Consider the following 12,235-nt stretch of genomic DNA (forward strand, 5'->3'; position numbering starts at 1 on the left):
CGCAACATGCCTTCCTTTCTTACGGATGTCGGGACCATTCGCGGCATAGGCACAGTAGTGGTGTTCATCGCTTTTATCAGCGTGGTGCTCTGGGCCTATAGCAGCAAGCGCAAATCGAACTTCGACGAAGCAGCCAATCTGCCCTTCGCCGACGAACCCAAATCCAGTGAGCGTGACGAGAAATCTTCCAGGAGCAATAACCAATGACCACGTTCTGGAGTTGGTACGTAACAATCCTCTCCCTAGGCACCATCTTTGCGCTGACCTGGCTTATCTTTGGCACTCGCAAGGGCCAGCGCCAGGAAGCCACCGAAGAGACTGTCGGGCACAGCTTCGATGGCATCGAGGAATACGACAATCCACTGCCCAAGTGGTGGTTCATGCTGTTCCTCGCCACCATCATCTTCGCCTTGGGTTACCTGGTGCTCTATCCGGGCCTGGGTAACTGGAAAGGTCTGCTGCCAGGCTACGAGCACCTCGATAACGAAGCCAAGACGCCGTTCGCCACTGACATTCAAATCAGTGACGGCGTGCGTAATGCAGGCTGGACCGGCGTGCATCAGTGGGAAAAGGAAATGGCCAGGGCCGAGGCACAATACGGGCCGCTTTTCGCCAAGTATGCAGCCATGCCAATCGAACAGGTCGCCCAGGACGAACAAGCGCTCAAGATGGGCGGCCGCCTGTTCGCCTCCAACTGCTCGGTATGCCATGGCTCCGACGCCAAAGGTGCCTACGGCTTTCCAAACCTGACCGACAACGACTGGCTGTACGGTGGCGAACCAGAAACCATCAAGACCACCATCATGGGTGGTCGCCAAGCTGCAATGCCGGCGTGGAAGGATAACCTCGGCGAGCAGGGCATCAAGAACGTTGCCAGTTATGTGCGCAGCCTGTCGGGCCTGAAAAACCCGGAAAGCATTGAGACAGACGTTGCCGCAGGTCAAAACATCTTCGCGACCAATTGTGCAGTCTGTCATGGTGCTGACGCCAAGGGCCAACAGGCCATGGGCGCGCCGAACCTGACCGACCGGGTCTGGCTGTATGGCTCCAGCTTCGCCCAGGTTCAGCAGACCCTGCGCTATGGTCGCAATGGCAAGATGCCTGCCCAGGAAGATTTCCTCGGCAATGACAAGGTGCATCTGCTGGCGGCTTATGTGTACAGCCTGTCGCAACAAACCGAGGAGAAGTAATTCTCCACCTGAGTTGCGCGCGACCTCCGGTCGCACCCAACCAGGGCAAGCCAGGCGTACCATAGCGTAATAGCGAGAATGACCCCGGCCGGCATGTATCGGCCGGGGCAGCCAACCAACCGCCGTGGTACACACTGATGAGTACGCAGATTCCTGTTAAAGACGTTACCCCGGACAAGGTCGACACCGTCGACCTCTACGCCAATCGCGAAAAAATCTACACCCGCTCCTTCACCGGCATCTTCCGCAATTTGCGCATGCTCGGCGGCGCACTGCTGTTCCTCCTCTATTTCGGCACTGTCTGGTTGACCTGGAATGGCCGTCAAGCCGTCTGGTGGAACCTGCCAGAGCGCAAATTCCATATCCTCAGCGCCACCTACTGGCCCCAGGATTTCGTCCTGCTGTCGGCCATATTGATCATCGCCGCCTTCGGCCTGTTCTTCATCACCGTCTATGCCGGCCGCGTCTGGTGCGGTTACACCTGCCCGCAAAGCGTATTCACCTGGGTGTTCATGTGGGCGGAAAAGGTCACCGAAGGTGATCGCAACCAACGCATGAAACTCGACAAAGCACCGATGACTGCGCAGAAATTCCTGCGCAAACTGGCCAAGCACGGTATCTGGGCCGGTGTATCGCTAATCACGGCGATCACCTTCGTCGGCTATTTCACGCCGATCCGCGAACTGATTCCCGCCATTTTCACCCTCGAGGCCGGCGGCTGGGCACTGTTCTGGGTCGGCTTCCTCACCGTGGCGACCTACGGCAACGCCGGCTATCTGCGTGAGCAGGTGTGCATCTATATGTGCCCCTATGCGCGCTTTCAGAGCGTGATGTTCGACCAGGACACCCTGATCGTGTCCTACGACCCACGTCGCGGCGAGCAGCGCGGCCCGCGCAAACGCGATGCCGACTACAAAGCCCAAGGCCTGGGCGACTGCATCGACTGCAAGATGTGCGTGCATGTCTGCCCGACCGGCATCGACATCCGCGACGGCCTGCAGATCGAGTGCATTGGCTGTGCCGCCTGCATCGACGCCTGCGACAGCATCATGGACAAGATGAACTACCCGAAAGGGCTGATCAGCTACACCACCGAACACAACCTGTCGGGACAGAAGACCCAGCTGGTCCGCCCGCGCCTGATCGGCTACGCCATCGCCCTGCTGGCGATGATGGCAGTCTTCGCCTGGGCCGTGGCCAGCCGCTCGCTGGTCGAGCTGGACGTACTCAAGGATCGCGTGCTCTACCGCGAGAACGAGGAAGGCCGAATCGAGAACGTCTACACCCTGAAGATCATGAACAAGGCCCAGCAACCGGTCACCTTCCTGATCGCAGCCGATGGCCTCGACGGCCTGGTCTACGAAGGCAAGCGTGAAATCAAGGCCCTCGCCGGTGAAGTGTTGTCGCTACCGGTCGAGCTGTCGATCGAGCCGGAAAAACTGCCGTCCAGCACCAATGAAATCATGTTCCACATCCGCTCCGCGGATGATGCGAGCATCAACAACGACGCTGCCAGCCGCTTTATCGGCCCGAGCGTCCGCTGATCAAAAGGCCAAGCATGTCTGACGAAGCACCGATCAAACCCTGGTTCAAGCAGTTCTGGCCCTGGTTCCTCATTGCCCTGCTGGGTTATTCGGTCGTGCAAGGGCTGACTCTGCTGACCATTGCCACCCGCAATCCGCCAGGGTTGATCTCCGACGACTATTACGATGTCGGCAAAGGCATCAACCAGTCGCTGGAGCGCGAATCCCTGGCCGTGCAATTGCAACTGAGCGCTTCCCTCGACCTCGACGACGAGAGCGGCGTTGCCCACTTGCAGTTGCGCGGCAATAGCGGCCCGGCGCAACTGGTGCTGAACCTGATCTCGCCGACCCAACCGGAGCGCGACCGCCGAATCGTCCTGCAGCCGCAAGGCCAAGGCCTCTACCGCGGGCAGATGCAGGATGCGGTGCAAGGCCGGCGCTTCGTCGAACTGATCGGCCAGGAAGGCGGCAAGGACTGGCGCCTGTTCGAAGAGAAAACCCTGGAAAGCGGCAAGACCATCCGACTGGGGGATACCCAGTAGTGTGCGGTCGCGACACCATCGCTACCGGTGAAACGGCTCGGCGTACAGCCCGTACCCCATCGCTACCACCGCTAGCAGGCTTTAAAGCAACGCCAGGTACCCGACTCCGCCCCCATGGCTAGCCCAACCCCCTGTTACCACTGTGGCCTGCCGGTTCCTGCCGGAAGCCGCTTTCTCGCCCAGGTGCTGGGCGAGACTCGCGCCATGTGCTGCCCAGGCTGTCAGGCGGTAGCCGAGGCCATAGTCGCCGGCGGGCTGGAGCACTACTACAAGCACCGCAGCGAAAGCGCCGCCAACCCGCAAAGCCTGCCGCAGGCCCTGCCCGATGAGCTGGCGCTGTATGACCGCGCCGACGTGCAGCAGCCCTTTGTCGAACAGCACGGCGAGCTCAGCGAAACCTGCCTGCTGATCGAAGGCATCAGTTGCGCCGCCTGCGGCTGGCTGATCGAGAAGCACCTGCGCGATGTGCCAGGCATTGCCGAGGCTCACCTCAACCTGTCCAACCACCGCCTGCAGGTGCGCTGGGCCGATAGTCAGCTGCCGCTCAGCCAGCTGCTCAAGGAGCTGCGCAAGATCGGTTATGCCGCACATCCCTGGCAGGCCGACGCCGCCGCCGAGCAGCTGCAACGGGAAAATCGCCGGGCCATGCGCGAACTGGGCGTGGCCGGCATGCTGTGGATGCAGGTGATGATGGCGACCATGGCCACCTGGCCGGAATTCAACATCGACCTCAGCCCCGAGCTGGACATTATCCTGCGCTGGGTCAGCCTGTTCCTGACCACCCCGATCGTCTTCTATTGCTGCGGACAGTTCTTCCGCGGCGCCCTGCGCGACCTGCGCACCCGCCACCTGACCATGGACGTCTCGGTATCCCTGGCCATCGGCGGCGCCTATGTCGCCGGCATCTGGTCGACCGTCAGCGGCCAGGGCGAACTGTATTTCGATGCAGTCGGCATGTTTGCCCTGTTCCTGCTCACCGGCCGCTACCTGGAGCGCCGCGCCCGCGAACGCACGGCGGCCGCCACTGCGCAACTGGTCAATCTGCTCCCGGCTTCCTGCCTGCGCCTGGATGCCGATGGCCAGAGCCAGCGGATCCTGCTCAGCGAACTGCGCACAGGCGAACAGGTACTGGTGCCGCCCGGCGCCCTGCTACCAGCCGATGGCCGCATTCTCAGTGGCCAGTCGAGCGTCGACGAATCGCTGCTGACTGGCGAATACCTGCCGCAACCACGCGGCGTCGGCGACAGCGTGACCGCCGGCACCCTCAACGTCGAAGGGCCGCTGACGGTCGAGGTGCAGGCGCTTGGCGATGCCACCCGGCTGTCGGCCATCGTCCGCCTGCTCGAGCGTGCGCAAAGCGAGAAGCCACGCCTGGCGGAGATCGCCGACCAGGTGGCGCAGTGGTTCCTGCTGATCGTGCTGGTGGCCGCCGCCGTGGTCGGCCTGGCCTGGCTGCAGATCGATTCCTCGCGTGCCTTCTGGATAGTGCTGGCCCTGCTGGTCGCCACCTGCCCCTGTGCCCTCGCCCTCGCCACCCCGACGGCCCTGACCGCCGCCACCGGCAGCCTGCACAAGCTCGGCCTGCTGCTGACCCGGGGCCATGTGTTGGAAGGCCTCAACCAGATCGACACGGTGATCTTCGACAAGACCGGCACCCTGACCGAGGGCCGCCTGACCCTGAGCGCCATCCATCCGCTCGGCGCGCTGGACAGCGATGCCTGCCTGGCCCTGGCCGCCGCCCTGGAGAACCGCTCGGAGCACCCGATCGCCCGCGCTTTTGGCCGCGCCGCCCAGGCCGCCGAGCAGGTCGACAGTATTCCCGGGCTGGGCTTGCAGGGCCTGGTCGATGGACGCCAACTGCGTATTGGGCAGCCCGATTTCGTCAGCCAGTTGAGTGGCCAGGCGGCGCCGGCGATTCCCGGCGCACAGGGCCAGTGGCTGTTGCTGGGCGACAACCGGGGCCCGCTCGCCTGGTTCGTCCTCGATGACCACCTGCGCGACGACGCCCCCGCCCTGCTCGCGGCCTGCCGCGCGCGCGGCTGGCAGGTGCTGCTGCTCTCGGGCGACAACTCGCCGATGGTCGGTGAAGTGGCGCGCCAGCTGGGCATCGAGGACGCCCGCGGCGGCATGACTCCCGACGCCAAACTGGCTGAGCTGCACAAATTGCATGAACAGGGTCGCCGGGTGCTGATGCTCGGTGACGGGGTCAACGACGTGCCGGTGCTGGCCGGCGCCGATATCAGCGTGGCCATGGGCAGCGCCACCGACCTGGCGAAAACCAGCGCCGATGCGGTGCTGCTGTCCAACCGCTTGAGCAGCCTGATACAGGCCTTCAGCCTGGCCCGGCGCACCCGCAAGATCATCATCGAGAACCTGGTCTGGGCCAGCCTATACAATGGCCTGGTGCTGCCGTTCGCCGCCATCGGCTGGATCACGCCGATCTGGGCCGCGCTGGGCATGTCGCTCAGCTCGCTGCTGGTGGTGCTGAATGCCCTGCGCTTGACCCGCAGCCCCAATCCGTAGGTTGCTGCCGAGGAACGAAGCCGTCAGATTGAGCATGTTGGGCTTCGCGCAACACAGCCCAACCTACCCCGTTTTTTTATTGGCCCCGGAGCCCCCATGCCCGCGCTCTACATCCTGATCCCGGTGGCCATTGTCCTGGTCGGCTTCGCCATCTGGCTGTTCTTCTGGGCCGTCGACAGCGGCCAGTACGATGACCTCGACGGCCCGGCCCACAGCATCCTGTTCGACGACGACGACCCCATGCACAAGGCCGGCGTCAGCCAAGCGCAAAATCCCGACGAACCAAGCGACGGAGAGGAGCCGCCCCGTGCTTGAGCTGGCGCCCCTGCTGCTGTCTGCCCTGATCCTCGGCCTGCTCGGCGGCGGCCACTGCCTGGGCATGTGCGGCGGCCTGATGGGCGCACTGACCCTGGCCATACCGGTTGAGCAGCGCGCACAACGCTTACAGTTATTGCTCGCCTACAACGTCGGGCGAATTTTCAGCTATACCCTCGCCGGCCTGCTCCTCGGCATGGCCGGCTGGGCCCTGGCCAGCAGCCCGGCGGCCATGTTGTTACGGGTTGTCGCCGCGCTGCTGCTGATCGCCATGGGCCTGTATCTGGCCGGCTGGTGGAGCGGCCTGACCCGCATCGAAGCACTGGGACGCGGCCTGTGGCGCTATATTCAACCACTGACCCGGCGCTTCATGCCGGTCACCAGCCTGCTGCGCGCCCTGTTCCTCGGTGGCCTGTGGGGCTGGCTGCCGTGCGGCCTGGTCTACAGCACCCTGCTCTGGGCGGCAAGCCAGGGGGATGCGCTCGACAGCGCCGCGCTGATGCTGGCGTTCGGCATCGGCACCCTGCCGGTGTTACTGGCCACCGGCATGGCGGCCGAACACGTGACTGCGTTGCTGCGCAAACAGGGCGTGCGCATGGCGGGCGGCCTCCTGGTAATCCTCTTCGGCCTCTGGACCCTGCCCGGTCCGCATCAGCACTGGCTGATGGGGCATTGAGGCATTAACCGGAAAGCCGATGAGGTGGCTGTTCTGCCTGACCCACGTGCGTCTCAGCCCCGATCCCGGTGGCCTTGCCCCACCCCGAACTCCCGTTGACACAGGTCAAGACGCTCAAAAGCACGCTTGCATAGACTCCCGGCATTGATAGCTGGATCGGGGATTACCCGTATGTTTGACACCATCCACTGGGATACAAACCTGATCCGCCGCTACGATCAGGCCGGGCCGCGTTACACCTCCTACCCCACCGCCGGGCAGATGCACAGCGGCATCGGCTCATTCGAACTGCTGCACGCGCTGCGCGAAAGCCGCAAGGAATTGCGCCCGCTGTCACTCTATGTGCATGTGCCCTTCTGCGCGCACGTCTGCTACTACTGCGCCTGCAACAAGGTAATTACCAAGGATCGCGGGCGCGCCCAGCCCTATCTGCGGGCGCTGGAACACGAGATGGCCATCATCGGCCACCACCTCGATCGTCGCCAGCGCGTCGAACAGCTGCACTTTGGCGGCGGCACTCCGACGTTTCTCAGCCATGACGAACTGCGTCACCTGATGAGCCAGTTGCGCCAGCACTTCAACCTGCTGGATGACGACTCCGGCGACTACAGCATCGAGATCGACCCACGTGAAGCCGACTGGTCGACCATGGGCCTGCTCCGCGAACTGGGTTTCAATCGGATCAGTCTCGGCGTGCAAGACCTCGATCCGGCGGTGCAGCGTGCAGTCAATCGCCTACAAACCCTGGAAGAAACCCGCTCCATCGTCGAAGCCGCCCACACCCTGCAATTCCGTTCGGTCAATATCGACCTGATCTATGGCCTGCCCAGGCAGACCCCGCAAGGCTTCGCCCTGACCCTGGACGAGATCATCGCCCTGCAGCCCGACCGACTGGCGCTCTTCAACTACGCTCACCGGCCCGAACGGTTCATGCCACAACGCCGCATCGACAGCAGCGATCTGCCCAGCCCGGCAGACAAACTGGCGATATTGCAGGGCAGCATCGCCCAGCTCAGCGCAGCGGGTTACCGGTATATCGGCATGGATCACTTTGCCCTGGCCGATGACGAACTGGCCAGCGCCCAGGAAGACGGCCGCCTGCAGCGCAACTTCCAGGGCTACACCACCCACGGCCATTGCGACCTGATCGGTCTCGGCGTATCGGCCATCAGCCAGATCGGTGACCTCTACTGCCAGAACGACAGCGAACTGGGCCAGTACCAGCAGACCCTGGGCAGTGGCCAACTGGCCACCCAGCGTGGGCTGCACTGCAATGCCGATGACCGCGTACGGCGCGCGGTGATTCAGCAGCTGATCTGCCATTTCTGCGTGAACTTTGCCGAGATCGAGCAGGCCCACGGCATCCAGTTCCGCGGCTACTTTGCCGAGATCTGGCCACAACTGGAGCAAATGGCCCGGGACGACCTGATCGACCTCAGCGCTACAGGCATCGACGTGCGCCCAGCCGGTCGCCTACTGGCGCGCTCACTGTGCATGCTGTTCGATCACCACCTCAATCAGAACAGTCAGCAGCGCTTCTCGCGGGTGATCTAGCAGACCGTTGAAAAATGTAACGAGCGACGGCTAGGCAAGGCGAAATCAACCAAAAGGCGCAGTTTACGGGTTGTAAATTTGCATTTTGATGGGGCCGCCTAGCCTGGGCTCGCACGCGAGGCCGAATTCAACGCCGCATAGCCAAGCGCAGTTGTTTTTCAACGGCCTGCTGGCGACCTGATCGATCAACCTATCCATCCGTGGACTCCAGCGCGCGCAGCCCCCTGCAGGCCGCCGCGCCCGTGTCCGAAAATGCTCCCGGCACTTTTCCTCGCCTCTCCAGCCATGGGGCGCCCCCAGGCCTGGGGCATCCCCACATTCATGGGGATCGCGCCCGCGCGGCGAATGCAGTCCTCAAGAGTGACAGCCGGAGCTGTCGCGATTTAGCGGCAAACCCAGACGAGCGGTCATTTGCCGGCACTGTAAAGCCGCATTCCGCGAACCGATTAAGACTTTCCTCGACTGGCTGAGGCCGCCACCCTGCTGTAACCTTACGAGCATTGCGTGTTTTACCTAGGAATCGACGCCGATGTCCGGAAGCATCAAGCTGCATACGCCACATCAAGCTCATTGCAAGGATTGCAGCCTGGCAACCTTGTGCCTGCCGCTTTCACTGAATCTGGAAGACATGAACTCGCTGGACGAAATCGTCAAGCGTGGCCGCCCGCTGAAGAAAGGCGAGTTCCTGTTTCGCCAAAGCGATGTCTTCGATTCGGTGTTCGCCGTGCGTTCCGGCGCCCTGAAGACCTTCAGCTTGAGCGACAGTGGCGAAGAACAGATCACCGGCTTCCACCTGCCCAGCGAACTGGTCGGCCTGTCCGGCATGGACACCGAGACCTACCCGGTCTCCGCGCAAGCGCTGGAGACCACTTCGGTCTGTGAAATCCCCTTTGAAAGGCTCGATGAGCTGTCGATTGTGCTGCCACAACTGCGGCGCCAGCTGATGCGGGTGATGAGCCGGGAAATCCGTGACGATCAGCAGATGATGCTGCTGCTGTCGAAGAAAACCGCCGACGAACGTATCGCCACCTTTCTGGTCAACCTGTCTGCCCGTTTCCGCGCCAGGGGCTTTTCACCCAACCAGTTTCGCCTGGCCATGTCACGCAACGAAATTGGTAACTATTTAGGCCTTGCGGTGGAAACCGTCTCCCGTGTATTTACCCGCTTCCAGCAGAACCAGTTGCTCGAAGCCGAAGGCAAGTCGGTGCATATTCTCGACCCCATCGAGCTGTGCGCCCTGGCCGGTGGCAACCTCGACGGCTGACCGAAGCATGAACGTCGGTCGCCAACCGCTGGCGACTTGCCTTCACTTCAGGCAGAGACAGGAGCCTCACCATGATTTTCGACGAATTCAGTATCAAAACCTTGATCCGCCCGGTCGCCGACTTCCCCAAGCCCGGGGTGATTTTTCGTGACATCACCCCGCTGCTGCAATCGCCACGCGCCCTGCGCATGGTCGCCGACAGCTTTATCCAGCGCTACGTCGAAGCCGAGTTCAGCCATATCGGCGCCCTCGACGCCCGCGGCTTCCTGATTGGCTCGATCATGGCCTATGAACTGAACAAGCCGCTGATCCTGTTTCGCAAGCAGGGCAAACTGCCTGGCGACGTGCTGCGCGAGAGCTACCAGAGCGAATACGGCGAGGCCTTTCTCGAAGTGCACGCCGATAGCCTCTGCGAAGGCGACCAAATACTCATGTTCGACGACCTGATCGCCACCGGTGGCACCCTGCTGGCGGCCGCGCAACTGGTGCGGCGCATGGGCGCAAGCATTTATGAAGCCGCCGCGATCATCGACCTGCCTGAACTGGGCGGCTCGGAAAAACTGCAAGACATCGGCATTCCAACCTTTACCCTCACCGCCTTCGCCCTCGACGACCGCTAACAGGCCGTTGAAAAACTACCTACGTTGCCAATACTGCGTTAAAAATTGCCTCAAAATGCTCATTTACAACACGTAAACTCCGCTTTTTCGGCCATTTTTGCCTTGTCTTGGCTGCCTCGCCTACATTTTTCAACGGTCTGTTAATCATGCCCGAAAATATCCTGACCCCGAGCTACGGCACTTGGCGCGAGCGCCTGGCCGAACGAATGGAAAGCCCAGGCATCACCCGCCTGGTGACCACCCTGATCATCCTCAATGCGGCAATTCTCGGCATGGAAACCTCGCCACGCCTGATGGTCGACTGGGGCAGCCTGCTGCAGGCACTGGACAAGCTGATACTCGCTATATTCATCCTCGAACTGGCACTGCGCTTCATTGCCCGCGGCGCGAGCCTGCTGCGCGACCCCTGGGCGGTATTCGATTGCCTGGTGGTGGGCATCGCCCTGGTGCCAGCCAGCGGCCCATTCGCCGTGCTACGCGCACTGCGGGTTTTGCGAGTTTTGCGGCTGATCTCGATCAACCCGAACATGCGCCGGGTGGTGCAGGCTCTGCTGTCTTCGCTGCCGGGCATGGGCAGCATCGCCATGCTCCTCGGCCTGGTGTTCTACGTGGCGGCGGTAATGGCTACCCAACTGTTCGGCGAGGCTTTTCCGCAATGGTTCGGCAGCCTCGGTGCCAGCCTCTATACCCTGTTCCAGGTGATGACCCTGGAAAGCTGGTCGATGGGTATCGTACGCCCGGTGATGGAACAGTTTCCGCTGGCCTGGATGTACTTTCTGCCCTTCATCCTGATCGCCACCTTCATGATGCTCAACCTGTTCATCGCGGTAGTGGTCAATGCCATGCAAGCCACCCACGATCAGGAAGCCCTCCAGGCGCCACCCTCGAAAACCGAACAATTGCTGCTCGATGAACTGAAAGCCCTGCGCGCAGACATCGCCGAACTGCGCCAGCCCAGATCCTGACCCGACGCCCCCCCCCCTGCAGGAGCGGTTCGCACGGCCTTCATGCCCCTGCAAGTCCGTAGGATGGGTTAGCCGCCGAGACGATGCGTGACAAAACTGCATGTTATGCGCGGTGTAACCCATGGTTGCGGTGTACCTGCTGACGCCATGTCGGGTTACCCGGCGTGTTGAGCCGGAGGCTTCGTGCATGCACCCTTAATCCAGAAAGCCAAGCTCCGAGCGCAGACCTCACGCACCAATGATGGGTGCGCCACGCACAGCCTGCTGCCTCAGCAGGGGATCGTTGGGCGGCTAACCCAGCCTACGATCCTCGCTTTTGATCGCGCCCGGCTTCCTCTCCCCCACCCGGATCTACTCGAAAAACGCCTCGAAGAAACGATCCAGTTCGCCCTCGTACTGATCCAGGAAATACAGGGTATCGGCCGCCAGCAAGTCGAGCAGGATCATGCCATTGGGCCCCGAATCTTCGCCGGCCGCTGCGCGCAGGCGGGCTGTCATACCCAGATTGACCTGGCGCAAGTTGCGATACACCTCGCGCAAGTCACTCAGCGACCAGTCCGCACTCATGCCCCGCTGCTGGCGCAGGTATTGGCCAAGCAAGTAGGTGCCGAACACCCGGTACAGTGTTTCGTCGGTACCGCTGAACGGCAGGTGGAACCAGGCCATGGCTTTGAGCTGTCGCGTGTGTGGACAGCCCGAGGCGGCGCCAAGCACACCCAGCAGTGAACCGAAAGCACGCTGCAACGAGGTTCGCTGACGGATATCCCGGCCCCGCCACAGCACACGCACCGCCACCTCCTCATAGGACGGCATTTGCGCCAGCACCTCGACAGGCTTGACCAATGCTACGGCGAAGGGACAGTAGGGCGTGTCTGCATCACGCAGCGGGCAATGACCGCATTGCTGGAATTCAAGGCGCGCCCAGTCTGGAGGATCCGCGTCTGGCGCGCCGGGGGGCGCCGCCAAATCAACCTTGTGCTGCCAACTGCGGCCGTCGGCAAACTCGAAGTGATAGTGGATGAGCGAATCATCCGTTGCTGGCTGCGCCATGGACTAACCTGAG

At 62.3% G+C, this 12,235-nt stretch carries 12 protein-coding genes; 11 read left to right on the forward strand and 1 reads right to left on the reverse strand.

Going from position 1 to position 12,235, the window contains the following annotated elements; translation table 11 throughout:
- The first annotated feature begins 6 nt into the window (after positions 1-6).
- From PH586_RS17955 to PH586_RS18005, 11 genes are all read left to right on the forward strand, one after another.
- On the forward strand, positions 7-207 hold the full coding sequence (locus PH586_RS17955) for a cbb3-type cytochrome oxidase subunit 3 (RefSeq protein WP_271349121.1): 201 nt from the start codon (positions 7-9) through the stop codon (positions 205-207).
- On the forward strand, positions 204-1,190 hold the full coding sequence (ccoP, locus tag PH586_RS17960) for a cytochrome-c oxidase, cbb3-type subunit III (RefSeq protein ID WP_271349122.1): 987 nt from the start codon (positions 204-206) through the stop codon (positions 1,188-1,190). Before PH586_RS17955 ends, ccoP begins: the two co-directional genes overlap by 4 nt.
- Positions 1,191-1,327: 137 nt before the next feature.
- The gene (gene ccoG / locus PH586_RS17965) at positions 1,328-2,734 is read left to right on the forward strand and encodes a cytochrome c oxidase accessory protein CcoG (protein ID WP_271349124.1); all 1,407 of its coding nucleotides are present in this window, start codon (positions 1,328-1,330) and stop codon (positions 2,732-2,734) included.
- A gap of 14 nt (positions 2,735-2,748) precedes the next feature.
- A complete protein-coding gene (locus PH586_RS17970) occupies positions 2,749-3,255 on the forward strand; it encodes a FixH family protein (RefSeq protein ID WP_271349125.1) in 507 nt (168 codons plus the stop codon).
- Positions 3,256-3,369: 114 nt separating this feature from the next.
- Positions 3,370-5,778, forward strand: a complete 2,409-nt coding sequence (locus tag PH586_RS17975) for a heavy metal translocating P-type ATPase (protein WP_271349126.1) — start codon at positions 3,370-3,372, stop codon at positions 5,776-5,778.
- 96 nt (positions 5,779-5,874) lie between these two features.
- Positions 5,875-6,093, forward strand: a complete 219-nt coding sequence (gene ccoS, locus PH586_RS17980; protein WP_271349127.1) for a cbb3-type cytochrome oxidase assembly protein CcoS — start codon at positions 5,875-5,877, stop codon at positions 6,091-6,093.
- The gene (locus tag PH586_RS17985) at positions 6,086-6,769 is read left to right on the forward strand and encodes a sulfite exporter TauE/SafE family protein (RefSeq protein ID WP_271349128.1); all 684 of its coding nucleotides are present in this window, start codon (positions 6,086-6,088) and stop codon (positions 6,767-6,769) included. The genes ccoS and PH586_RS17985 overlap by 8 nt, the downstream gene beginning before the upstream one ends.
- A gap of 171 nt (positions 6,770-6,940) precedes the next feature.
- Positions 6,941-8,323, forward strand: coding sequence for an oxygen-independent coproporphyrinogen III oxidase (hemN, locus tag PH586_RS17990; protein ID WP_271349130.1), 1,383 nt, complete (start codon positions 6,941-6,943; stop codon positions 8,321-8,323).
- 529 nt (positions 8,324-8,852) lie between these two features.
- A complete protein-coding gene (gene fnr, locus PH586_RS17995) occupies positions 8,853-9,587 on the forward strand; it encodes a fumarate/nitrate reduction transcriptional regulator Fnr (protein WP_271349131.1) in 735 nt (244 codons plus the stop codon).
- Positions 9,588-9,658: 71 nt separating this feature from the next.
- The gene (locus PH586_RS18000) at positions 9,659-10,207 is read left to right on the forward strand and encodes an adenine phosphoribosyltransferase (RefSeq protein ID WP_271349132.1); all 549 of its coding nucleotides are present in this window, start codon (positions 9,659-9,661) and stop codon (positions 10,205-10,207) included.
- Positions 10,208-10,353: 146 nt separating this feature from the next.
- The gene (locus PH586_RS18005) at positions 10,354-11,172 is read left to right on the forward strand and encodes an ion transporter (RefSeq protein ID WP_271349133.1); all 819 of its coding nucleotides are present in this window, start codon (positions 10,354-10,356) and stop codon (positions 11,170-11,172) included.
- A 351-nt stretch (positions 11,173-11,523) separates the two neighbouring features.
- Here PH586_RS18005 and PH586_RS18010 read toward each other — a convergent pair whose 3' ends face one another.
- The gene (locus tag PH586_RS18010) at positions 11,524-12,222 is read right to left on the reverse strand and encodes a DUF6901 family protein (RefSeq protein WP_271349134.1); all 699 of its coding nucleotides are present in this window, start codon (positions 12,220-12,222) and stop codon (positions 11,524-11,526) included.
- Between the last annotated feature and the right edge of the window lie 13 nt (positions 12,223-12,235).

Origin of the sequence: Pseudomonas aestuarii (assembly GCF_027988105.1) — a bacterium.
In the GTDB taxonomy this organism is placed as follows: domain Bacteria; phylum Pseudomonadota; class Gammaproteobacteria; order Pseudomonadales; family Pseudomonadaceae; genus Aquipseudomonas; species Aquipseudomonas aestuarii.